The sequence below is a fragment of the Curtobacterium sp. LFS079 genome (assembly GCF_047977865.1).
GTDB lineage: Bacteria > Actinomycetota > Actinomycetes > Actinomycetales > Micrococcaceae > Arthrobacter.
In genome coordinates this window covers 163,532-185,826 of record NZ_JBFPFO010000004.1, presented here as the reverse complement: position 1 = coordinate 185,826, position 22,295 = coordinate 163,532, and the positions used below count along the sequence as shown (strand labels likewise).

General features: G+C 65.5%; 18 protein-coding genes and 1 pseudogene. 8 read left to right on the top strand and 11 right to left on the bottom strand.

What is annotated here, in order from left to right:
- Positions 1-149: 149 nt before the first annotated feature.
- Genes ACNQPB_RS09185 through ACNQPB_RS09175 form a run of 3 tightly spaced genes read left to right on the top strand, consistent with a single transcriptional unit; the run spans position 150 to position 2,738 of the window.
- Positions 150-1,667 (top strand): purine-cytosine permease family protein, encoded by a 1,518-nt coding sequence (locus ACNQPB_RS09185; protein WP_498750999.1) that lies wholly within the window; start codon positions 150-152, stop codon positions 1,665-1,667.
- Positions 1,660-2,265 carry a TetR/AcrR family transcriptional regulator gene (locus tag ACNQPB_RS09180; RefSeq protein ID WP_498750998.1) on the top strand — a complete coding sequence of 202 codons (606 nt, stop codon included), beginning with the start codon at positions 1,660-1,662 and terminating at the stop codon, positions 2,263-2,265. The genes ACNQPB_RS09185 and ACNQPB_RS09180 overlap by 8 nt, the downstream gene beginning before the upstream one ends.
- Positions 2,262-2,738, top strand: a complete 477-nt coding sequence (locus ACNQPB_RS09175) for a GyrI-like domain-containing protein (RefSeq protein WP_498750997.1) — start codon at positions 2,262-2,264, stop codon at positions 2,736-2,738. The genes ACNQPB_RS09180 and ACNQPB_RS09175 overlap by 4 nt, the downstream gene beginning before the upstream one ends.
- 71 nt (positions 2,739-2,809) lie before the next feature.
- Here ACNQPB_RS09175 and ACNQPB_RS09170 read toward each other — a convergent pair whose 3' ends face one another.
- The 3 genes from ACNQPB_RS09170 to ACNQPB_RS09160 all read right to left on the bottom strand — a co-directional run bounded on the left by ACNQPB_RS09170 (position 2,810) and on the right by ACNQPB_RS09160 (position 5,488).
- Complete coding sequence (locus ACNQPB_RS09170; RefSeq protein WP_498751297.1) at positions 2,810-3,235, bottom strand: YegP family protein; 426 nt, start codon at positions 3,233-3,235, stop codon at positions 2,810-2,812.
- A gap of 702 nt (positions 3,236-3,937) precedes the next feature.
- Positions 3,938-4,366 (bottom strand): ester cyclase, encoded by a 429-nt coding sequence (locus ACNQPB_RS09165; protein ID WP_498750996.1) that lies wholly within the window; start codon positions 4,364-4,366, stop codon positions 3,938-3,940.
- A gap of 12 nt (positions 4,367-4,378) precedes the next feature.
- Entirely contained in the window at positions 4,379-5,488 is a 1,110-nt protein-coding gene (locus tag ACNQPB_RS09160) for a DNA polymerase IV (protein WP_498751295.1), read from the bottom strand.
- A 152-nt stretch (positions 5,489-5,640) separates the two neighbouring features.
- Between ACNQPB_RS09160 and ACNQPB_RS09155 the strand changes: the two genes are divergently transcribed.
- Positions 5,641-7,143, top strand: a complete 1,503-nt coding sequence (locus ACNQPB_RS09155) for an NCS1 family nucleobase:cation symporter-1 (protein ID WP_498750995.1) — start codon at positions 5,641-5,643, stop codon at positions 7,141-7,143.
- Positions 7,144-7,253: 110 nt separating this feature from the next.
- Here the strand turns inward: ACNQPB_RS09155 and ACNQPB_RS09150 are convergent, their stop codons facing one another.
- The 4 genes and pseudogenes from ACNQPB_RS09150 to ACNQPB_RS09135 all read right to left on the bottom strand — a co-directional run bounded on the left by ACNQPB_RS09150 (position 7,254) and on the right by ACNQPB_RS09135 (position 9,250).
- Positions 7,254-7,727: a pyridoxamine 5'-phosphate oxidase family protein gene (locus ACNQPB_RS09150; RefSeq protein ID WP_498750994.1), complete on the bottom strand. Its 474-nt coding sequence runs from the start codon at positions 7,725-7,727 to the stop codon at positions 7,254-7,256.
- A gap of 103 nt (positions 7,728-7,830) precedes the next feature.
- Positions 7,831-8,517, bottom strand: a complete 687-nt coding sequence (locus ACNQPB_RS09145; RefSeq protein ID WP_498750993.1) for a response regulator — start codon at positions 8,515-8,517, stop codon at positions 7,831-7,833.
- Positions 8,518-8,664: 147 nt separating this feature from the next.
- A pseudogene (locus ACNQPB_RS09140) lies at positions 8,665-8,751 on the bottom strand (universal stress protein); the annotation flags it as partial.
- Between the two features lie 37 nt (positions 8,752-8,788).
- Positions 8,789-9,250, bottom strand: coding sequence for a pyridoxamine 5'-phosphate oxidase family protein (locus ACNQPB_RS09135; protein ID WP_498750992.1), 462 nt, complete (start codon positions 9,248-9,250; stop codon positions 8,789-8,791).
- Positions 9,251-9,519: 269 nt separating this feature from the next.
- Here ACNQPB_RS09135 and ACNQPB_RS09130 point away from each other — a divergent pair, with 269 nt between their 5' ends.
- Complete coding sequence (locus ACNQPB_RS09130) at positions 9,520-11,673, top strand: amylo-alpha-1,6-glucosidase (RefSeq protein ID WP_498750991.1); 2,154 nt, start codon at positions 9,520-9,522, stop codon at positions 11,671-11,673.
- Between the two features lie 5 nt (positions 11,674-11,678).
- Here the strand turns inward: ACNQPB_RS09130 and ACNQPB_RS09125 are convergent, their stop codons facing one another.
- From ACNQPB_RS09125 to ACNQPB_RS09115, 3 genes are all read right to left on the bottom strand, one after another.
- Positions 11,679-12,083: a VOC family protein gene (locus ACNQPB_RS09125; protein WP_498750990.1), complete on the bottom strand. Its 405-nt coding sequence runs from the start codon at positions 12,081-12,083 to the stop codon at positions 11,679-11,681.
- A gap of 68 nt (positions 12,084-12,151) precedes the next feature.
- Entirely contained in the window at positions 12,152-13,489 is a 1,338-nt protein-coding gene (locus ACNQPB_RS09120; protein WP_498750989.1) for an MFS transporter, read from the bottom strand.
- A gap of 88 nt (positions 13,490-13,577) precedes the next feature.
- Complete coding sequence (locus ACNQPB_RS09115) at positions 13,578-15,029, bottom strand: FAD-dependent monooxygenase (protein WP_498750988.1); 1,452 nt, start codon at positions 15,027-15,029, stop codon at positions 13,578-13,580.
- Positions 15,030-15,234: 205 nt separating this feature from the next.
- On the opposite strand from ACNQPB_RS09115, the gene ACNQPB_RS09110 reads away from it, so the two are divergent.
- From ACNQPB_RS09110 to ACNQPB_RS09100, 3 genes are all read left to right on the top strand, one after another.
- Positions 15,235-20,082, top strand: a complete 4,848-nt coding sequence (locus ACNQPB_RS09110) for an NAD-glutamate dehydrogenase (RefSeq protein WP_498750987.1) — start codon at positions 15,235-15,237, stop codon at positions 20,080-20,082.
- 5 nt (positions 20,083-20,087) lie between these two features.
- The gene (locus ACNQPB_RS09105; protein ID WP_498750986.1) at positions 20,088-20,435 is read left to right on the top strand and encodes a TraR/DksA family transcriptional regulator; all 348 of its coding nucleotides are present in this window, start codon (positions 20,088-20,090) and stop codon (positions 20,433-20,435) included.
- Between the two features lie 87 nt (positions 20,436-20,522).
- The gene (locus ACNQPB_RS09100) at positions 20,523-21,149 is read left to right on the top strand and encodes a dihydrofolate reductase family protein (protein ID WP_498750985.1); all 627 of its coding nucleotides are present in this window, start codon (positions 20,523-20,525) and stop codon (positions 21,147-21,149) included.
- Between the two features lie 537 nt (positions 21,150-21,686).
- On the opposite strand, the gene ACNQPB_RS09095 is transcribed toward ACNQPB_RS09100, so the two are convergent.
- Entirely contained in the window at positions 21,687-22,283 is a 597-nt protein-coding gene (locus tag ACNQPB_RS09095; protein WP_498750984.1) for a dihydrofolate reductase family protein, read from the bottom strand.
- Positions 22,284-22,295 lie beyond the last annotated feature (12 nt).

Sequence of the window (22,295 nt, the reverse complement as noted above, 5' to 3'; positions counted from 1 at the left end):
GGCGGCGTCGGATGTCTCATCCGGCGCCGCCGTTGCTTAATTGTCGGGAAAGCGCGGGCGTAACGCATCGGAAAGGCTTGACTGAAAATTCAGTCAGATTTACAGTTGGAGCACTGCATCACCGTGATGCAGCTCACGAAAGGCTCGCCATGATCAGCACGCGCATTCGCAAAGACGCGGATTCCGCTGGTGCCGCATCCGCGCACAAAGACAGCTTCGGCCGCGTTGAAACTGCCGGCATCGAGTTCATCCCCGACGCGGACCGCACCTCCCGTCCGCGGAACCTCTTCACCGTGTTCTTCGGCGGGAACTTTGCCTTCTCCGTCATCGTCTTCGGCTGGCTCCCCATCACCTTCGGCCTCGACTTCGTGGGAGCTGCCACGGCCAGCCTCACCGGCCTCCTCCTAGGCACTGTCCTCATCGGTCCGCTCGCGCTCCTCGGGCCGCGGACCGGAACCAACAACACGGTATCCAGCGCGGCGCACTTCGGCACCCGCGGCCGCTTGATCGGATCCGGGTTGACCCTGCTGTTCGCCCTGGCTTACGCGGCCATCGCCGTCTGGACCTCAGGCGATGCGCTCGTTGCCGCTGCCCAGCGCCTGATGGGAATCCCGATCGACGGCGTCACTCTCGGCATAGGCTACGCAGTGATTTCGGTGGAAATCGTTCTCGTCGCGCTCTTCGGTCACGGCACCGTGGTGGCCATGCAGAAGTTCGTGGCCCCCGTGGTCGGTGTCCTGCTCCTCATCGGGGTGGTCGCCTTCGCTCCCGCTTTTAGCCCCACAACGGTCCATGCCCCCTACATCCTCGGCGACTTCTGGCCCACCTGGATCCTATCCGTGGTGATTTCCATTGGCGGCCCCCTTTCCTATGCACCGACGCTGGGGGACTACAGCCGCCGCATCTCCAGATCCCGGCATTCGGACCGCTCCGTGATGGGATCCGCCTGCCTGGGCGTCTTCCTTGGCCTGTTCGTCACGGCGCTCTTCGGCGCCTTCACCGCAGCAGCCATCCCGGAGCTGGGCGGCTCCTACGTCGCAGACCTCGTCAGGTCCTCGCCTGCGTGGTACCTGTTGCCCATTCTCATCATCGCGCTGGCCGGCGGCCTCGGTCAGGGCGTGCTGAACCTCTACGCCAGCGGTCTGGACCTCGAAGCGCTCTTCCCGCGGCTTCGCCGCATCCACACCACGCTCATCACGTCGGTGATCGCCGTCGCGCTTCTTTACGTGGGTGTCTTCGTCTTCAACGCGGTGGATTCCATCACAGCGATGACGCTGGTCCTCAACGGATTCGCGGGGCCGTGGGTGGCCATCAATGTCCTGGGCTTCCTGGTTGCCCGCCGTGGCAACTACCATGCCGCCCATCTTCAGCTCTTCCGCGCCGGCGGCCCGCGGGGACTCTATTGGTTCAGCCGCGGCTGGAACCTGCGTGCCGTGGTGCCTTGGGCGATCGGTTCGCTGTTCGGGGTCCTGGCAACCGATACCTCCCTTTACACGGGACCCTTTTCCCAGCTTGCCGGCGGAATCGACTTGAGCTTCATCGGTTCGACGGCGATCGGAGCCGTCGGGTACCTGCTCGCGCTCCGCCTGTGGCCGGAACCTGCGGCCGCCCCCGCCGAGGTCACGCCGCAGACTGGCGTGCGGGTATTACTGTCGAACAATGAGTGAAAAACTAGCCAAGATCCTCACTGCCGCCACCACCTGCATCGCCAGGAACGGCGTCCGGGGGATGCGGGTCAACGATGTGGCCAGAGAGGCCGGCGTGTCGCCCGGGCTCCTCTACTACCACTTCACTGACCGGGCCGGCCTGCTGGCCGCCACGCTTGACCACATCAACAAGCAAGTCAGCAAGGACGACGCCGACCCCTCTCCTGACGTCGAAAGCCGCACGAAGCATTTCCGGCACCTCCTCCTCGACGAGATCAAGGACGACCCCGACGTCCGCCGGAATTCCGTGGCCTGGAACGAGCTGCGCGCTTGCTCCATCTTCGAACAGGACATCGCTGAGCCTCTTTCCCGGACCACAGTCGAATGGAACCAGGAAATCGCACACGCCCTCCGGGCCGCCACGGCGACAACTGAGGGCGAGGCCTCAATCATGGCGGAGATCCTCACGAGCCTCGTCGAAGGCATCTCCGGGCGGTGGCTCAGCGGCTTCATCACCACGGAACACGCACGTTCCCTGGTGACGACAGCCATCGACTCACTCACTGCGGCCCGCCCAGTGACCTCGCAGGAACCTGCGGAAAACGGCCAAGGCACATGAATCACCACGATCCGCACCAGCTCGTCACCGTGGAGATTGTCCACCCCCGCATGCTGGCCGCCGTGCGGCGGGAAGTTGCGCCGAATGACGTTGGCTCGGCGTGGGGGCCTGCGGTGGGCAAGGTCTGGGACTTCATTCGCAGTCAGCCGGGCCTGTGGACGGGCGGCCACAACGTCTTCGTCTACCACCACCCGAAGGAGCCCGCCGCGCCCATTCTGTGCGACTTCGGCGTCGAGGTCACACGCACATTTGAATCGGCGGGCGAGGTATACGTGACCGAAACGCCCGGGGGCGAGGCTGCCGTAGCAGTCCACCATGGGCCGTACCACCGCATGGTTGAGGCTTACGAAGCGATTGACGAGTGGATGGCGGCGAACCATCGGGAGTCTGCGGGGCACTCCTGGGAGATCTACGGAGATCCGACGCCGGATCCCGCCAACACCGAAACGACGATCGTGCACCTGCTGAAATAGGAGTCAGTGTGGGCTGTCCGCCGGATTGGCATCTACATCGTCCCCGCGGAGATTGCGGAGCTCCGGACATTTCAGCGATTCAGCGCGTGTTGTCCTTCTTGCCCCGGAAGGTAGCCATGGCCCCTGATAACCCACGCAGGCCTCCTGGGACGGCGATGATGCCCGTCAATCGATCCATCTTCATGGAGGCCGGCACCCCTGTCAGGACGGCCCGTGGCCAGGGGCAGTGACTTCGCCGGGTTGCTGCGGGGGAAGTCCTCGACGGCGACTCCTTGCGGATTGCCTTCGGCAGGAAGCACGGCCGGTGTTCCGTGAAGCGGGACCTCCGGGCATAGATCGGTGATGAGGCCCATCCCGGCATATTCGCGCACGTCGCTTATGCCGGATACCGCAGCGCGTTTGTCAGGGAAGGACCGGGAGACGGCTACCACGGTTCCGTCCGGTGCCTTGAGCCTGAATCTGAAGAGCGTTCCATCGTCGATGAAGAGTTCAAACATTCCGGTCATGAATATCCTCCTGAACGCCGGGCGGCATGCGGTGCCCGGTGGGTTTCCTCAGACCGGGACGCGTCATTGCGCTCCGGCCGTTCTGGTTCGGTAAGAATGATCGTTTGGCTCACTGCGTTTGAAGCACGCCACGAGGTGTAGTGACCAACCTACTGGGAGGAACCCTTGGCTGGCTAGAGCCACTTTGGCAGCCGCGGCTTTGGCGATACAGAGCAGCGGACTCCGTCAGCTACGCTTCGTGGATGCATGCATAGACGTCAAGTGGTTTTGGCTGTCGTTCGATTCACGGGGGAGGGCTGGGACTGTTCGAATCGGGACGCCGCCGTCCAAGGTGTTTTGGTGGAGTGCTTCTGCTCAACGCGCGCGCGTTCTTGAGGAACAACTGCCTGCTGCCGGTTGGTCGAGGGTGCCCTTGCGGGATACGTCAGCTGGGAAGTGGACGCTTCACGGGTGCATGGGACGATCAGCATCCTTGCGGTATCTCCTGGTCATCGACGCAGCTCGCGGAGCAACCAGGTAGAGACTTGCAGCTCATGGGGATGCCATGCGAACCTGCCCGGTCGGTGACATCCTGGCGTTCAATTGCGGCTCGAGGTTCAGGGACCGATTACCGGTGCATGGATCTTCGATGGGCCGGAATCATTCCTCCTGCTGGTGACGGACTCGACAGGTGAGGGCCGCAGGCTGTTTATTTCAGCCGCCGTGGAGTTCGAAATGGCCGCCCATCCCGGTGAGGGCCCCGTACAGGTCGGGCACGCCCCACCATTCGACGGCGTGGCCGTCTTCGAAGCGGAGTATTTGGATCGAGACGATTCTCAGGGCGTTGCCGGTAGCTGCCAGTCCCAGGAACGGTCCAGTGTGCGTTCCCCGCCAGGTCACCCGGGCGGCGACCTTGTTGCCCTCGACGACCGTGTCTTCCACGGTTCCCTCGAGGCCGGACAGGGCTGCATGAAGTCCTTGCATCCAGTAGACAATTCCGGTCAGGCCCGGAGGCTGGCCAGGAACAGATCCGTGGTCCACGATGTCGGCGCTGACGATTCCGGCCAACGCGTCCTCGTCGTTGGCCGCGACGGCAGCGATGAGCCGCCCGTATGCCCGCCGCAGTTCATCCTTGCTGTCCATGGTTCCTCCAAGTCACCAACCGCCGCGCGTCGGCGTATGCCCCTTTCGGGCGTCGTCGGGCATCGACATTTCCGCCCGCAGCCCCAGGAGCCGGATCGGACGTCCGGCTTCGATTGCGGCAGCGAGGTCCAAGGCCTGTGCCAGGACCTCTTTCCGGTCGAACGTTCCGGGAATTTTCTTCCCGTGGGTCGTCGTGATGAACGGCGCGTACCGGACCTTCAAGGTCAGCCCGATCACGGGCCGTCCTTCGGCCACGACGTCCTCAAGGACGCGCGCGGTCAGTTCCCTCACGGCGTCGTCCACTTCGGCCGGATCGGTCAGGTCGCGCTGGAAGGTGGTCTCCCGGCTATGCCCACGGGCAACCCACGGGGTGTCGTCCACCACGCTGGCTCCGTCCCCGCGCCCGAGTTGCGCGTACCAGGGACCCATCCTGGGGCCGAACTCCGGGACCAGGCCTTGGGGGTCGGCCGCGGCGAGCTCGGCGACCGTGTTGATGCCGAGCTTGGCAAGCCGGCCCGACACCCTGGCCCCGACGCCCCACAGCTCCCTGGTGGGCCGGCTGCCCATGACGTCGAGCCAGTTCCCGGCAGTGAGGCGGAAGACGCCGGCGGGCTTGCCGAAACCGGTGGCAACCTTGGCCCGGACCAGGGTGTCGCCGATGCCCACGCTGCAATGCAGCTGCGTCCGGTCCAGGACGGCGGCCTGCACCCGCCGGGCGTAAGCTTCCGGATCTTCGGTCTCAATGCCCACGAAGGCCTCGTCCCAACCGAGCACCTGCACCGTGGCGCCCGGCTGTGCATGCAGCGTGGCCATCACCGTTTCGGACGCCGCCAGGTAGGCCTCGAAGTCGACGGGCAGGATCACGGCGTCCGGCGCTTTGCGGGCCGCGACGCGCAACGGCATGCCGGAACCAACGCCGAACGCCCGGGCCTCGTAGGAGGCGGTGGACACCACGGCCCGTTCCGTGGGGTCGCCGCGGCCGCCCACAATGATCGGCTTGCCCGCAAGCTCCGGCCGCCGCAGCACTTCGACCGCCGCAATGAACTGGTCGAGATCGACGTGCAGCACCCACCGGATTCCGCTCACGCCACCAGTCTGCCCCAAACATCCCCGCCAGGGCATCGGTTCCCGTCGGGGTTTCAACTTCAGCGTCCTGGTGACCTGTTTCACTTTGGCCGGGCTGAGTATATTGGCAGCAATGGATGTGCTGCGGGTGCAGCTCCAAGGCACTGCGCGCCGCCGTTCCACAGGCCGTTGTTGGAAGTGAGGAATAGGTGTCCCACGTCATTCCGCCCGGGGTCAGCCGGCGCCTGTACAACGAGGATCTCGCACCGGCTGAACATCGCTCCTGGGGGTTCTACTCATTGTTTGCGATGTGGATGTCGGACATTCACTCGCTTGGCGGCTACACATTTGCCGCGGGTCTCTTTGCGCTGGGACTGGGCGCCTGGCAGGTGTTCCTGGCCTTGGTCGCGGGGATTGTGCTGGTGTTTGCCCTGATGAATTTCTCCGGATACGCCGGCCAGAAGACCGGGGTCCCGTACCCCGTGCTTGCGCGCGTTTCGTTTGGAACGTTCGGCGCCAATCTTCCTGCGCTGGTTCGTGCCCTGGTGGCGATCGCGTGGTACGGCATCCAGACGTGGCTCGCTTCCCGCGCCGTCATTGTCATCGCCCTGGAAGTCTGGCCCGGACTCCAGGTCCTGACCGGAAACAACTTCCTGGGCGAATCAACCTTGGGCTGGCTGGCCTTCCTGCTGATGTGGTCGCTGCAGCTTCTCCTGCTGCGAAACGGCATGGAGACGATCCGGAGGTTCCAGGACTGGGCAGGCCCCGCCGTCTGGGTCGTGATGGGCGTGCTGGTGCTCTACATCCTGGTCAGTGCGGGTTGGAATATTTCCCTCGACCTGCCAGGGGGTAACGCGACGTGGGGCGTCACGCACGCGTTCTTCGCCGCAATGGCCTTGACCGTGACCTATTTCTCCACCCTGATGCTGAACTTCTGCGACTTTTCCCGCTTCGCACCCTCCCGCAAAGCAGTATGGACAGCCAATCTGTGGGGCCTCCCGGTCAACTTCATAGCCTTTTCCGTGGTCTCCGTTGTTGTCACCGCCGGCACGTTCAAGGTGTACGGGGAGTACATCTATGACCCTGTTGACATTGTGGGGCGGATTGACAGCATCTGGGCGCTCTTGCTCGGTGCAGTCACCTTCGCCGTGGCAACTCTGGGGATCAACGTTGTGGCAAATTTTGTCTCGCCGGCATACGACCTCGCCAACGTTTGGCCTTCCCGGATAGATTTCAAGCGGGGCGGACTGATCGCCGCAATAATCGCGCTCGTCATCACACCCTGGAACCTGTTCAACAGTCCGGTGGTCATCAACCTCTTCCTCGGCGGTCTCGGTGCGCTGCTCGGGCCTCTGTTCGGGATCATCATGGTCGATTACTTCGTGCTCCGCAGGCAGCACGTGCTTGTGCCGGACCTGTTCCGGGAGCAGGGGTATTACACCTACACGTACGGCTGGAACCGGAAAGCGGTCATTTCCTTCGTCGTCTCGGCCGTCCCTGCGGTGGTCTTCGCGCTGGTTCCGGTCCTCGGGGCCTTCTCGGCGTTCTCCTGGTTTATCGGAGCAATCGTGGCTGCCGCGGTGCATTACGTCATGTCGCGCAATGACACGAGCCTGGCCGAATCGATCAGGGCAGCTGCCCTGGCGGAAGCCGATCCGGGCTCACAGTGGATGCAGGTTTCCGGACGCGGCGAGCCGCCGGTGACCGGCTGACCAGCAACCGCCGCACAGCGTATGCCCGTTCGAAGGGCCGAACTACCGGGGATCGGGCCAAGGGGGCGGTGGCTGCCGGGGAGTGGTCATTGGACCCCGCCCTCTTCGGCCTATTCCAGGCCTGCCCGAGTGGCATCGTCCAGGGGACTCCACCAGCTAAGCGGCGGCGTCACCTTGAACCGGCGGCCGCTGACCGACGTCGGGACGATCCTTACGAATGCGTCCTTCCGGCCGGCCTGCCATGGAAACAACAGGAGTCCCACCGTGTCAAGGACCTCCTGGGTCAGCGTCACGCCGACGGCTCCGCCCTTCACCACTACGCTCCAGGCAATGCCGGAATCAGTGTCGACGCCGTCGGCTTCCAAAGCCACCGGGCCTCCCTCAAGCGCCGCGTGCAGCTTGGTGCCCTCCCCAGTGCGGAAGACCAGCGTCCCGTGGTCGACTTTGTAGTTCACGGGGAAGATGTCCGGGTGGTCGTCCACCCAGACTGCCAGGCGTCCCACGGACACCCCGCGGAGAAGGTCCCAGCATTGCGCGGGGGAAAGGACCTCGACACCGGAAACAGGTGGTTGTTTGCTCGTCATGGGCCGACCGTACGCCCGGGGCCACCGGCGCAACAGGGCACAAAGGCCCATGCCGCAACCCGGACCCGGAACGGGCCGAACCCGCGGGCGTACCCGAAGGGCTCTACCTGTCCCGGTCCGAACGGCCCGCGGTTCCGTGGGCGATGAACACCGCTGCCTGCGTGCGCCGCTCGAAGCCCAGCTTGGCCAGCATCGATGAAACATAGTTTTTGACCGTCTTTTCGGCCAGCACCATGTGCTCCCCGATCTGCCGGTTGGTGAGGCCCTGCCCCACAAGTTCCAAGACCCTGCGTTCCTGGGGCGTCAAGGTGGCCACCAGCGGATCCACGCGTTGGGGTTCCGTCAGGCCTTCGACGATCTTGGCCTTGACCGCGGCGTCAAACAATGTTTCGCCCCGTGCAGCCCTGCGGAGTGCGCCCAGCAGGTCCGAGCCGCCGATCTCCTTCAGGACGTACCCGGCCGCCCCGGCCAGAACGGCACCACGGAGGGCATGTTCGTCGTCATAGCTCGTCAGGATGAGGCACACAAGGGAAGGATCCACCGAGCGCACATCGCGGCATACCTCGATGCCGGTGCCATCGGGCAGCCGCGCGTCGAGGACCGAAACGTCGGGGCGCAGCGCAGGGATGCGGCGGGTTGCTTCCTCGGCGGAACCGGACATGCCGACCACTACGAATCCTTCACCTTCCAGGAGTTCCTGGAGGCCCCTGCGGACCAGTTCGTGGTCGTCAAGGATGAACACACGGATCGACTCGCCGGGCTCCCGCGGCGTACTTGACTGACTGTCCATGGTTCTCCTGTCCAACGCGGCAAACTCCTGTCTTGAGCCGGCTTTTCCCGCCGGTCTTGCCATTGTTTCCCGCCCGCGAGAGTCCCTACAAGGGCCGAAGGACCCACCGCGCCGCACCCCGACGATGGAGTGGCCAGGTGCGTGCGCTCAGCCGCGTTCCGGAGTGTGGACCACGAGTACGGGGCAATGGGCGTGCGCCACGAGGGCAGAGCTGAGTGAGCCGAGGAGGAGTCCAGCCGCCGGATGTCAATCGCGCGTTGACAACAGGCGATTACTCAAAGGACGTTCGACGCGCGTCGTTGGGCCGGGTCGCCCACACGTCCGGTGCGTTGACTTTGAACCGCCGTCCCGTCAGCACCCTGGGCGAGAGCCGCACGTAGTGGGATTTTGGCCCTGGTTCCCAGGGCTCCAGGCCGAGGGCATCCGCGGCGGCCTCCTCGTCCGCGTCATCGATCAACGAAGTGTTGCCGCGCACCATCACACTCCAGGCTTCCTGGGTGGTGGGGTCGTAGCCATCGATCTCGAAGGCGGTGGCCAGTTCCTTCCTGGCTTCCCACAGCTTCTTTCCGGCCGCAGTGCGGAACACAATGCTCCTGCGCTCGAGCACGTAGTTCACCGGGAAGATCTCGGGGTGGCCATCGACGATCAGAGCGAGCCTGCCGACGACACCTGCGGCGAGCAGGCTGTAGCAGTCCTCGAAATCGATCTTGCCATGATTCGTTACATCGCCCATGAGCATAAGTCCTAACGGTCGCGAAGGAGTCTTTCAAAGGATGCATTTTTCGTGTCGGTTTTTTCAGCTTCCGGCACTGCATGCGTGTCTGCCATGTGCCGATCCTAGGATTGCCTCCGGGTGGCGGAACAGGGCACAAAGTCCCCAAGTCGCGGACCGCCCTGTTCCCGGGCAAGGCACAGGCGTAGCGTCTATCCATCAGGCCATGGCGGATCCTGGACCCGGAACCGCCCGGCGTCCGGTTCTTTGTGCTGCTCAAGGAGGCAGGGATGGCTGGATGGAACGCCGATACGGCTGCCGGCCCGGTGGGGCCCGGGACCGTGACGTTGGTGGAGGGTTCCTCCTTCTGCATCTCCGAGGCGAACGGGGACATCCACCCCGAACATCCTCATGGTGTCTTCCATGAGGACACGCGCATCTTGTCACGCTGGAGCTTGAGGATTAACGGCCAGTCCCTGGAACCATTGACCGCGTCGACGACAGAACCCTACCGGGCCCTGTTCATCGGCCGGGTGCCCCGTTCCGACGGGTACGCGGACAGCCCGTTGATTGTCGAGCGCGTCCGGGAGGTCGGCGCCGGGATCCTGGAGGAGATCACCGTCCGGAACTATTCCCCGGACGAGGCCGAGTGCGAGATCACCTTCAACGTTGAATCGGACTTCGCGGACCTCTTCGAAGTGAAGGAGGCCAGGGTCCAGCGGCCCTGGGAAGAATCCCGGGTGCCCGACGGCGAGTCGCTGACCATCAGGGCCTCGTGGCAGGGTGTCCGGAAGGGCGTCGTCGTCAGGGCCGACGGCGCCGAGATCGCCACGGATGCCCTGAGTTACCGGCCGGTCGTCCCGCCGCGCGGACAATGGAGTGCCCGGCTGAGCGTGGTGCCCATCGCCAATGGCGCCGCACCGGCGTCGTTCGTTAGCCAAGGCGGTGGGGAAGCGTCACCGAGTGACCGCCGTCGCGAAGAATGGGTGGCGAAGATCCCGAAGCTGCACATGGGCAACCGCTCCATCGAACGGACGCTGCGGCGCAGCTACGACGATCTGGGGGCGCTGCGCATTGAGGATCCCGCCCATCCCGAGAGGATCGTCGTGGCCGCGGGCGCTCCATGGTTCATGACGCTCTTCGGCCGGGACTCGCTCTGGGCCTCGGAAATGGCGCTGCCGGTGGACCCGTCCCTGGCACTGGGCACTCTGAAGACGCTCGCGGACCGCCAAGGCAAGGTTGTGGATCCCATGAGCGAGGAAGAACCGGGGAAGATCCTGCACGAGGTCAGGCTCGGCGTCTCCAGCGGGCTTTCGCTCGGAGGCAAGTCGGTCTACTACGGCAGCGTCGACGCAACCCCGCAGTTCGTCATGGCACTCGCATCGGTGAGCCGCTGGGGTTTTGCAAAGGACACCATCGCCGCGTTGCTGCCGCACGCCGACCGCGCCCTGGACTGGATCCGGAACTACGGAGACAAGGACGGCGACGGCTTCGTCGAGTATGAGCGGCTCAATGAACAGGGCCTCATCAACCAAGGCTGGAAGGACTCCTGGGACGGGATCAACTTCGCTGACGGCCGCCTGGCAGAGCCGCCGATCGCGCTTTGCGAAGTCCAAGCGTTGGTGTACTCCGCGTACTTGTCCAGGGCATGGATGGCCTACGACGCCGGCGACGTACCGTTGGCAGCCAAACTCACCGCCGAAGCGGCCGAGTTGAAGAAGCGGTTCAATGAGAAGTTCTGGATGCCCGAGCGCGGCTACTACGCCATCGCCCTGGACGGCAAGAAGCGGCAAGTGGACGCGTGCGCGTCCAACATGGGGCAATGCCTATGGCATGGCATCGTCGACGAGGACAAGGTGCCGCAGATGGCCGAACGGCTCATGTCTCCGGAGATGTTCAGCGGCTGGGGTGTGCGCACCCTCGCCAGCGATATGGGGGCGTACAACCCCGCCAGCTACCACAACGGGTCTGTCTGGCCGCACGACAACGCGATCATTGCAGCAGGCTTGATGCGCTACGGGTTTGTCGACGAGGCGCAACGAATCGCGACGGCCCTCTTCGAGGCAGCCGAGTACACCGACGGCCGGCTTCCGGAACTCTTCTGCGGTTTCGATCGCGGGCAGGTCGCCGAGCCCGTGCCGTACCCGACGGCGTGCTCCCCGCAGGCCTGGGCGGCCACGAGCCCGATCATGCTGATCACCAGCCTGATGAGGTACGACGCCCACATCTCCCGCGGCGGCTTTTGGATGGATCCGGCGCTGCCGGCCTCGTACGGCGACCTGCACATCACCAACGCGCCCATGGCGGGCGGCCGGATCACCATAGACATCACGGATTCCGAACCTGCTGTGCGGGGGCTGCCCGAAGGAATTGCATTCCATCGTGAACACCGGCCATGGTTGACGGAAATGATGGAACAAGTCGGGTTGGGGGATCAGGAGTAATCCGCTCAGGGGGCGGCCGGCGTGGGTGCGCCCGGCTGGAACAATTCGATGAGGTTGCCGGCGGGGTCCATGAGCAGGATCTGGCGTCCACCCGGCCCGGTCACCACGTCGCTGCGGAACGATAACCCCGACCTGCGGAGACGGCCGATCTCGGCGTCCAAGTCGTCGACGATCAGGTGGATGCGGTTGCGGCCAGCCGCGGCGGCATCGCTTGGAGTGGCGCGGGCGCCGGAGCTGCTTGGACCGGACAACAGCAGCCGCAACGGACCACGCCCACGCACCACATCAGCGAAGGCGGGAACGGCGTTGGTGTTGAGGGCAAAGCCGAGATGCGTGGTGTAGAAGTCGACGGCGGCCTGGACGTCGTCAACGACGTAACGGACGCTGGCATACTTTTCAGGTTCTGTCATGGCCGGATCTCCTTAAGGGGCGATTTAAGGGGCGATCGAATCGGGTCCTCGAAGCCTACGCCAGCTCTCTAGTGCGAGAACCCTGACGCCGCCTCGGTGAGGCTCTTGCCCTTCGTTTCGGGGGCCAGCCACTGCGAGAGCGCGGCGCCGACAAGGGCGATGCCGGCGGCGATCAGCATCGACGTCGCGGGACCGAGGTTGACCATTGCCCACGGGAGCAGGAAGGTGCCCAACCCGGCACCGATTCGGCTGACTGCGGCAGCGAAGCCGGTCCCCACGCAACGGACTTCCGTGGGGAACACTTCACCTGGGTAGACACCGGTGAGGGTGGTGTAGATCGCGTTGAAGAAGGAGAACCCGAAGAACAAGGCCAGCACCACGAACGGAGGCGCTCCGGCCCACAGGCCGATGACCGCGAGGAGCGCGGTGCAGATCCACTGCGGCGGCACAGTCAGCACGCGCCGGCCGGCCTTGTCGATCAGCAGGACAGTGAGGACCACCCCAGAAAGGGCTACGGCCGAAAGGCCCACTCCGCCGGCCAGGCCGCCGCTGAGACCGTACTGCCCGAGCACCGAATCGGCGAAGGTTGCGATGGCGAAGTAAGGCGCGACCGCGCAGAACCAGAACATGGAGACGAAGAGTGTCGCCCGCCAGTAGCGCCGGGAGAACAACATTCCGAAGGTGCCCTTCTCGGTGTCTTCATGCTCGACGTCGGACATTTCCGCCGCGTGTGCCATGTACCGGTGGGCCACTGCCATTGCCTCGTCCGTGCGGCCCTGGTTCCACAACCACCGGGGCGATTCGGGAAGGCCGAACCGGGCCACGAACAGGACCACCGCCAGCAGTGTGCTCGTGCCCAGGATGGTGCGCCAGCCAAGGGTGGTCGAGTGGGCCAGCCAGTAGCCCAGCGCGAACGCGACCATGAACCCGGTGTACCAGGCGATCAGCGTCACGCCCAGCAGGCGCCCGCGGAGCTCGGCCGGGGCGAATTCGGACATCAGTGGCCAGCCCACCGAATACTCCATGCCGATGGCCACGCCCATCATCAGCCGGACCACGAAGAGCAGTTCCGGTGAGCCGACGAAGAACTGCAGTCCCGACGCGACGACGAACAGGCCCATGTCCAGCATGAAAAGGGGCTTGCGGCCGAACTTGTCGGCGGCCCAGCCGCCTGCCGGGGAACCGAAGAAGATGCCGAACAAGGGGCCGGCCGCGATCAATCCCTCCCACAGCGTCGACAGGCCGAGATCGGCGGTCAGGCTGCCGGTGACCGGGCCGACGATTCCTAGGATGTAACCGTCCAGGAACATGCCGCCTGACAGGACGAAAATCATCTTCCGCATGAAGCGCCGTTTGAATGCCGACGTCTCTGTCGAATCCCGGGTGGTGCGCGCTCTTTGTGACATGGCCGAGCCCCTTCCTCCCCCTGTCCATGATGGCCCCATCCGGTGGAGCGAGGAAGTGGTCGCAGCTAACTACCGGGCCCCCATCGGGCTACGTCCCCGGCGTGCCGAACCAGGTGGTGAGCGCTTCGGTGAGCCCCTCGGCTGAGCCTTCGCCGATCCAAGCGATGTAGCCGTCGGGACGCACCAGAACGGCCGTGGGCGCGGCAACTTGACCGAGCACCGGCAACTCCCACGCGCCGTCGTAGCCGGCCGTTACGTGCCGGACGCGTCCGGCCCAGGCGCCGGCGTCGAGGCCGGGACCGTCGAGCTCCAGCAGCAGCGGCCGAGCCTGGTGCAGGAGCTCGAACACGCGCACCGTGCCCTCCGGGGTGACGATGTCGAGGTCCGGCATCCTGCGCCCCAGCAGAGGGTGGCCCGGGCCCAGGTCGTACGCGACGTCGAGTCCGGTGATCAGCGCCGCCATCAGTGTGCCGGCGCCGTCGAGGCCAAGCACCTCGTCAAGCAGGTCACGGAGCGCCTCCTGCCTCGGATCGGCCTTCTGGAACAGCGACTGCGCCATGGTGTACTTCAGTGCCCGCGCCCCTGCAGGGTGCCGCTCCGCGTGGTAGGTGTCGAGCAGTTCCTCACCGGAGGCGCCCCGCACCACCTGCCCAAGCTTCCAGCCGAGGTTGACGGCATCCTGCAACCCCAAGCCGATGCCGAGGCCGCCCGTGGGGGAGTGCACGTGCGCCGCGTCCCCGGCCAGCAGCACGCGGCCCTTCCGATATGCCTCCGCCTGACGGGTGGCATCCGTGAACCGTGACAACCACGCGGGGCTGTGCACGCCGAAGTCCGTGCCGAAGACCTCAACCAATCCCTGCCGCAGCTCGTCCAGCGTGGGTTCGGTGTTCGGGCCCAGCACCGCTTCGGTCAACACCACCCGGACCATGCCATCGCCCATGGCGTGCAGTCCGTGGACACCGCGCTCGTCGATTTTCCCGGGCTGCGTCGGCTCCTCGGTCACTTTCACCTCGGCGATGAGGCTGCTGCGCGTTGCGTCCGGGCCGGTGAAGCCGATACCAGCCGCCCGTCGCACGACGCTCCGGCCGCCGTCGGCACCCACCAGGTATTTGGCCCGCAGCGATTCGCCGGAGTCGAGCTGAACGTCGACGCCGCCGTCGTCAACCGCGACGCCGGTGACCTCCACGCCACGCCGGATCGAGACCCCCAGTTCCTCGGCCCACCCGAGCAGCAGCCGCTCAATATGGTTCTGGAACAGGGCGAGGGTGTACGGATGGCGTGTCGGCAAGCTGCCCAGCTTAAGTGCGGTGCCGCCGAATGTTGCGGCTGCTATCGTCTTGCCCTCGGCGAGGAACCGGCCGGCGATTCCCCGTTGGTCGAGCAGCTCAATCGTCCGGGCGTGGATTCCGCCCCCGCGCCTGCCGGCCAGCTCCTGCGAGCCGCGCCGTTCGAGGACCACCGGGTCCACCCCTGCGAGCCGCAGTTCGCCTGCCAGCATCATCCCCGTCGGCCCGCTCCCGACTATCACCACATCGTGCATTCCCGACCACTCTCCCTTTCGCACCCGATGGCCAGTATGAAACAGCCGGGGGGCCTTGCCGCAAGCCCACTACGGCGCGATATCTTGAAAGTGGAGGCATTCACACCTCTTGCCTTTCTCCCGCCATCAACCATGATGGAGGGAACGGGAGGCCGACGTGCCGGCCGCACCGGGCGTTGTACTCCCGCAGCGGAGGTGCAGTGGCATGCCTGAGAACCCGTTGCCTGCGGAACACGGAACGTCCGCTTTCCCCCGGGTGACCGAACCTTTCCTCGCGGAGTACTTCGCGCAATTGTCGCCGGACGAACTGCAGGGTTATGGCGCCGAGACGCTCCACGCGTGGTCCGGGCACCACCTCAAGCTGGCATGCTCCCGGGAGCCTGGTCAGGCCGCCGTCGGGATCCTGAACGAACTGGACGCGAGCATCGTGGCGATCGTCGCCGAGGACCTCCCGTACCTCGTCCAGTCCGTCACCGCCGAGCTGACGCGTGACGACGTCCCGATCCGGCTGCTGGTACACCCCCACTTCCAGGTGCTCCGGGACCCGGCGTCCCACGAGCTGGTGGACGCCTGGAGCGGCTCTTCCCCGAAGGGCCTCCTGGCCGGGGGCGGCCGGGAAACCGGCGTAACGGAGGTCTGGATCGCGGCCGAAATCGGCGTGCTGGCCGACGGCGCCGTGGCCCGGGAACTGATCCACAAGCTGCACAGAGTGCTCGACGACGTCCGCGCCGCGGCTGAGGACGGTGACGCGATCCGCGCACGGTTGACCGCCGCAGTCGCCGCCATCGCCGGAATTCCGGGCCGTGCCGAACCTCGCGTGGAACAAACGAGGGAGCTGCTCCGCTGGTTCGGTGACGGCAATTTCGTGTTCCTTGGTTATGACGAACTTGAGCGTACGACGGCGGGTGGCCGCGAAGTGCTCTCGCCCCGGCAGGGCTCGGGGCTCGGACTGCTGAGGAGCCCTCGAGGGGGTTCCGGCGCCGATGTGCCGCGTATGGTCCCGGGTGCCGACCCGGGGGAGGTGTTGCGGATGGCAACTTCGGAACTGAGGTCAACCGTCATGCGCCAGTCATATCTCGACGAGCTGCGCCTGACCGTGTACGACGCGGTTGGCGCGGGGAGAGGGGAACAGCGGTTCGTCGGGTTGTTCACCGCGAGCGCCGCGCATCAGTCAGTGCTGCGGATACCTGTGATCCGGGACAAAATCCTGGCCGTCTGCGAAAGCCTGGGATCGGCCCCACGGTCGCACCCGGCCGAGGACACCCTCGCCATCCTGGAGGGTTTCCCGCGGGACGAACTCTTCCGCATCGGAGTGGACGACCTCACGCGGCTCACGGGCGACATCCTCCGTGCTGAAGTGCGGCAGAAGCCCCGGGTCTTCCTGCGGCCCGACAGTACCGGCCGTTTTGTTTCCGCGACAGTCATCTTCCCGCGCGGCCGGTACAGCACGGCCGTCCGGCTCCTCATGGAACGGGAACTCCGGTACGTGTTCAGGGCAGACACGATTGAGTTCGACGTCCGCCTGACGGGCTCACCGATGGCCTTCGTCTTCTTCCGCCTGCACCTTGCCGGAGACAAGGCGGAAGCCCAGGCAGGCACGATCGGCGAGGATCGGTCCCTTGCGCTGGAACGGCGGCTGATATCAGCCGTCCGGCCGTGGCCGGACGGACTCGAAGAAACGATCCGCGAGCGTTTTCCGGGGAAGCAGGCGGCCCGCCTGTCCGAGCTGTGGCTGGACGCCTTCCCCGCGAACTACCGCGCTGACCATGAGCCGGAATCCGCCGTCGGCGACATTGTCACCTTCGAGAAATTCGACATGGACGGCGCAGGCGGGCGCCCCCTGACGGATCCGCTGCTCACGGTCCATACCGGGGCCGGGAAACCTCCGGCGGCAGCCAGCACCGTGGACGGCGTGCGGATCCGCCTCTACCTGAGCAAACCCCGGAGCCTCACGCAGATCCTGCCCTTCCTGCACAACCTTGGCCTGGAGGTCCTGGACCAGAGACCATACGGGCTCCGGCGTGCAGGCGGGCCGGAGCTGTTCCTCTACGAGCTCGGCGTGAAATATCCCGCGGGGGTAGATCCGGAGGCCACGAGCGATCTGATCGCCGATGCCTTCGGCGCCTCCATGCGGGGCGACATGGAGTCGGACCGGCTCGACGCCCTGGTGGTCCGGGAGCACCTGGGCTGGGGCGAGGTTGCAGTGCTCCGGAGCTATGCGAAGTACCTGCAACAACTGGGCACCACCAACTCGTACGACTTCATCGCGGACGCACTGGTGGCCAACCCCCGGGCGACCCATGCCCTCCTAGCCTTGTTCCGGGCCAAGTTCGACCCCGGCCTGGCGGGGAATTTGCGGGCCGAAATCACGGCGAGGGCACGGCTGGAACTGCTGGCAGCCATTGACGAAATCCCCGTCCTGGATGCGGACCGGCTGCTGCGCACGTTCATGGACCTCGTTGATGCGACGTTGCGGACCAACTACTTCCTTGGCAAGGGGCACCTGAGCTTCAAGTTCAACCCGGCTTCGATCCCGGTGGCTCCGCTTCCACGGCCGGAGTACGAGATCTGGGTGTATTCCCCGCGGGTTGAAGGGGTCCATCTGCGCTTCGGCGCCTTGGCGAGGGGCGGGCTGCGCTGGTCGGACCGCCGCGAGGATTTCCGGACGGAGGTCCTCGGCCTGGTGAAGGCCCAGAACGTCAAGAACTCCGTCATCGTTCCGACGGGAGCCAAGGGCGGGTTCTACCCAAAGCTCCTGCCCGACCCGGCCCGCAACCGGGAAGCCTGGCTCGCCGAAGGCCTCGAGTGCTACAGGATATTCGTCAGCGGGCTGCTGGACCTGACGGACAACCTGATGGTCACTGCCAACGGTGAGGCCGTGGTGCCGCCGGAAGGCGTAGAACGCCACGACGGCGACGATTACTACCTCGTCGTCGCTGCCGACAAGGGAACCGCGACCTTTTCCGATACGGCCAACGCCCTGGCAGCGGACTATGGTTTCTGGCTGAACGACGCTTTCGCTTCGGGGGGCTCGGTCGGGTACGACCACAAGCAAATGGGAATCACGGCCCGCGGAGCCTGGGAATCCGTGAAACACCATTTCAGTGAAGTGGGCATCGACCCGCAGGCCGATGACTTCACCGCCGTCGGCATCGGGGACATGAGCGGCGACGTGTTCGGCAACGGCATGCTGCTCTCACCTCACATCCGCCTGGTGGCTGCGTTCGACCACCGGCACATTTTCCTGGATCCCGCCCCCGACGCGGCAGCGTCCTTCGAAGAACGCAAGCGGCTCTTCGGGCTGCCCCGTTCCTCCTGGGCAGATTACGATCCCAGGATCATCAGTGCGGGCGGCGGCGTGTACCCCCGGCAGGCGAAAACCATCGAAACCACCGAACAGGTCCGGGAAGTCCTGGGACTGGACCCCGGCGTCGAATCCCTCACGCCCCAGGCGCTCCTGCAGGCTGTCCTCCGTGCGCCCGTCGATCTCCTCTACAACGGAGGCATCGGCACCTACATCAAGGCCTCGGCCGAGAGCCACGCCGATGTGGGGGACAAAGCGAACGACTCTATCCGGATCGACGGCAGGGAGGTCCGGGCGCGGGTCCTTGCCGAGGGCGGGAACCTGGGGGTCACGCAGCGGGGACGGGTGGAGGCAGCCCTGGCCGGTGTCCTGCTCAATACCGACGCGATAGACAATTCCGCCGGCGTCGACTGCTCGGACCATGAGGTCAACATCAAGATCTTCCTCGACCGCATGATTGCGGCAGGCAAGATGGGCTCAGCCGAGCGGGCGGGCTTCCTGCAGTCCATGACTGATGAGGTGGCCCGGCTGGTCCTGGCCAACAACGCCGACCAGAACGTCCTCCTCTTCAATGACCGGCACCTGGCGCTGGAGTCCATCCCAGGATTTGAGCGGATCATGGAATGGCTCGAAAGCACCGCCGACCTTGACCGCGGGCTGGAAAGCCTGCCGGACGCGGAACAGCTCCAGGAGCGGCTTGCTTCGGGCACCGGCCTGACCGCACCTGAGCTGTCGGTCCTCGCCGCCTACGCCAAGATCGAATTGGCCAGGGAACTGGTGGCCGGCGATCTCGCCGATGATCCGTGGTTCACGCGCGTCCTCCGGGGCTACTTTCCCGGGCAATTGTCCGCACGCTTCGACGCCGAACTCGATGCCCACCCGCTGCGCCGGCAGATAATCTGCACCGTTGTTGCCAACGACATGATCAACCTTGGCGGGATCACGTTCGCGTTCCGCGCCATGGAGGAAACCACGGCCACTGCGGCGGCTGTAGCCAGGGCTTTTGTGGTGGTCCGCGAGGCCTACGATCTCCCGTGGTTCGTGGACACTGTGGCCGGCCTGCCTCCCGGGATTCCCAGCGAACACGCGGTGGAAGTGGCCCGGCCGATGCGCCGGCTTCTGGACAGGGCGACCCGCTGGTATGTGACGCACGACCACCGCGACCAGCCGATTGCGGTGGCCATGGCAAGGATCATGCCGGCGCTGGACCTGCTGCGGACCAGGACCACGGAGTTCCTGCGGGGCTCCGACCTGGACCGCGCCAAGGCACGCCTGGCCCACTGGTACGACGTCGGAATGCCGCCGGAACTGGGGCGGCGCGCCTCCGATCTGCTGGAGAGCTTCTCGCTGCTGGACATCTCGCTCGTGTCTGAGCGCGTGGATGAACCGCTCACCGCCATTGCCGACATGTACCACACGGTGATTCACGCCTTCGGCGTGGGCACCTTGCTCCTGCGCATCACGGACCTGCCGAGGGACACCCGCTGGCAGGCCCTTGCCCGCGCCTCGCTCCGGGACGACGCGTACGCGGCCGTCGTCGAAATAACCACCGCCGTCATGCAGACGACCCGCCGGGGCGGTACCCCCGGGGCGTCGGCGATGGAACGCATCGAGGAGTGGGAGCGGGGTCGCGAAGAGCAGCTCCGCCGGATCAAGAGCACATTCGCGGAAGTCATTACCCATGCGCAGGTAGATATCGCCGGGATCGCGGTGGCCTTGAAACTCCTGCGGACGCTGGCACAGCGGTGAGCGGCATGCCGGAGCGGTTCCGGATCCTCCTCGAGGAAGAGCGTGCCCGAAAGCGCGCCCTGCTCGATGCCCTCCGCCGGGACATCGCCTCCGTGAGCGCCGCACGGCAGGACTCCAATGTCGATGATGAGCATGATCCGGAAGGCAGCACCATCGCATTCGAGCTTTCCCAGGCCTCCGCCCTGTTCGAACAAAGCCGGTCCGGTCTGGAACAGGTCGACGCCGCCCTTGAGCGCATGTCGGCCGGAACCTACGGCATCTGCGTAGTCTGCGGGGCCGCCATTGCCGAAGGCAGGCTCGAAGCGCGGCCGTGGACGCCGTACTGCATCGAGCACGCTTCGGCGGGCAAGTAGCGCCCGGCGCCCAGTTCCCCTTGTAGGCCAGCATCGGGCGGGGCTAGCATGGCGCGCACCGGCGCCGATCATTACGAGGAGACTGTCATGGGCGAAACTACTGCCGACGCATCGAGCCTGATGGTGGACCTGATCATTTCATTGGACGGCTACGCCTCGGCCGAAGGCTGGCCGGGGTGGTGGGGGCTGGAAGGACCGGAATACCTGGCGTGGCTGGGGGAGGAAGCCGAAAAGGGCTACACCTTCCTGTTCGGGGCGAATACCTACCGGCTGATGTCCGGCATGTCCGAGGAAGCCGCGGGCGAGGGTTCCGGGTTCTCCGAGGACGAAGGCGCCGCGCTGACGGGCCTTGCCGCGGTACCGAAGTTCGTCTTCTCCTCCACGCTCAAGGCACCCCTGAGCTGGCCGAATTCGCAGCTGGTGAGCGGCGACGCCGTCGAGGCCGTGCGGAAAATGAAGCAGGACGGGGCCGGCCCGTTGAGCACGCTCGGGAGCCTTAGCCTGTGCCGTTCACTGCTTTCTGCGGGCCTGGTGGACAGGTTCAGGCTGGTCGTGTTCCCCGTGATCACCGGCCGCACCGGGCGGGAGCGGATCTACGACGGCTACCCCGACGTCTCCCTCGAAATGGTGGGGAGCCGGACCTTCGACGGCCGCCTCCAGCTGCTCGAGTACGTTCCCACTGTCCTGGACCGACCGCCGGGCGGTGCGGCCTGATCCGTTCCGCTTAGCGAGGCCGCTCCGCCGCTACGAGCGCCCTCGTCAACCTTGTGGGATGGTTACGTGGAGCATTTCCTAGGGGGATAAGTGGACAAAAGATCCAGGCTCGTACTTGTCGCATTGCTTCTATCCGTGGGGTGGTACTTCCTTGTGGGCTTGGCCGACCGACAGCTGGCGGTCCACCAGTACTCGTCGATTGCTTCCGTTTGCCTGCATGACTATCCGCCCTCCGGGTCCGTGTCATCTCCTGAAGGGGGGCCTAAAGCTCCCGAGGGAACGTACGAATTCCTGCCACTAGGAATTCGTTGCCACTTCACAACGGTCGGTGGAGCCGTTATCAGTACATTCAATCCCCGAGTCGCAGGGATTGTGTTGGCACTGCTGCCACTGGCGACCAGTATTGCTTGGGGCGCTTGGATTTGGACACGACAAGGATTGCGACGGGGCGATCATGCATATGGGGACTCCCACCCTTGAACCGATGAGCGCAGACGGCCCCGGATGGCTGGCTGCGCCACTACGGCTACCACCGCCTTAGTGGAGCGCCCGGTAGCGGATGTGTGTCACCAGTCCGGTGCCGGCCACCTCGGTGGGTTCGAGCCTGACGTCCCCGACACCGTCGAGGAGCCGGGCACCCCCGCCGAGGATGAGCGGTGAGATGTGGAGCCGGAGTTCGTCGATCAACCCGGCTGACAGGAATTGTCGCACTGTTTCCGCGCCGCCCGCGACGGCGATGTCCCCGCCGTCGGCTGCTTCCCTTGCCTGGGCCAGGGCGGACTGGATACCGTCGGCCACGAAGTTGAAGGTGGTGCCGCCGTCCATCTGAAGGGGAGCGCGGGGATGGTGCGTGAGGACGAAGACCGGGGCGTGGTACGGCGGCTCCTCGCCCCACCAACCGCGCCAATCCGGGGCCCACGGGCCGGCGCCGGGCCCGGCGAACATGTTGCGGCCCATGATGTAGGCGCGCGAGGAGAGGATGCCTTGGATCGCTTCGGCATTGGCTTCGGGTTCCTCGAACATCCAGCGGTGCAGATTTTCCCCGCCCTCGCCCAAGGGCTCGGAGGGTGTCTGGTTCGGGCCGGCAAGGTAGCCGTCGAGGGAAACGGTGAGATCGCACGTGACCTTGTTCATCATGAAAATCCT

Excerpts from the sequence above, each read along its gene's own strand:
- ACNQPB_RS09185 (WP_498750999.1), top strand. The coding sequence starts at position 150 with ATGATCAGCACGCGCATTCGCAAAGACGCGGATTCCGCTGGTGCCGCA.
- ACNQPB_RS09180 (WP_498750998.1), top strand. The coding sequence starts at position 1,660 with ATGAGTGAAAAACTAGCCAAGATCCTCACTGCCGCCACCACCTGCATC.
- ACNQPB_RS09175 (WP_498750997.1), top strand. The coding sequence starts at position 2,262 with ATGAATCACCACGATCCGCACCAGCTCGTCACCGTGGAGATTGTCCAC.
- ACNQPB_RS09170 (WP_498751297.1), bottom strand. The coding sequence starts at position 3,235 with ATGTTTGAACTCTTCATCGACGATGGAACGCTCTTCAGATTCAGGCTC.
- ACNQPB_RS09165 (WP_498750996.1), bottom strand. The coding sequence starts at position 4,366 with ATGGACAGCAAGGATGAACTGCGGCGGGCATACGGGCGGCTCATCGCT.
- ACNQPB_RS09160 (WP_498751295.1), bottom strand. The coding sequence starts at position 5,488 with ATGCCCTGGCGGGGATGTTTGGGGCAGACTGGTGGCGTGAGCGGAATC.
- ACNQPB_RS09150 (WP_498750994.1), bottom strand. The coding sequence starts at position 7,727 with ATGACGAGCAAACAACCACCTGTTTCCGGTGTCGAGGTCCTTTCCCCC.
- ACNQPB_RS09145 (WP_498750993.1), bottom strand. The coding sequence starts at position 8,517 with ATGGACAGTCAGTCAAGTACGCCGCGGGAGCCCGGCGAGTCGATCCGT.
- ACNQPB_RS09135 (WP_498750992.1), bottom strand. The coding sequence starts at position 9,250 with ATGGGCGATGTAACGAATCATGGCAAGATCGATTTCGAGGACTGCTAC.
- ACNQPB_RS09130 (WP_498750991.1), top strand. The coding sequence starts at position 9,520 with ATGGCTGGATGGAACGCCGATACGGCTGCCGGCCCGGTGGGGCCCGGG.
- ACNQPB_RS09125 (WP_498750990.1), bottom strand. The coding sequence starts at position 12,083 with ATGACAGAACCTGAAAAGTATGCCAGCGTCCGTTACGTCGTTGACGAC.
- ACNQPB_RS09120 (WP_498750989.1), bottom strand. The coding sequence starts at position 13,489 with ATGTCACAAAGAGCGCGCACCACCCGGGATTCGACAGAGACGTCGGCA.
- ACNQPB_RS09115 (WP_498750988.1), bottom strand. The coding sequence starts at position 15,029 with ATGCACGATGTGGTGATAGTCGGGAGCGGGCCGACGGGGATGATGCTG.
- ACNQPB_RS09110 (WP_498750987.1), top strand. The coding sequence starts at position 15,235 with ATGCCTGAGAACCCGTTGCCTGCGGAACACGGAACGTCCGCTTTCCCC.
- ACNQPB_RS09105 (WP_498750986.1), top strand. The coding sequence starts at position 20,088 with ATGCCGGAGCGGTTCCGGATCCTCCTCGAGGAAGAGCGTGCCCGAAAG.
- ACNQPB_RS09100 (WP_498750985.1), top strand. The coding sequence starts at position 20,523 with ATGGGCGAAACTACTGCCGACGCATCGAGCCTGATGGTGGACCTGATC.
- ACNQPB_RS09095 (WP_498750984.1), bottom strand. The coding sequence starts at position 22,283 with ATGAACAAGGTCACGTGCGATCTCACCGTTTCCCTCGACGGCTACCTT.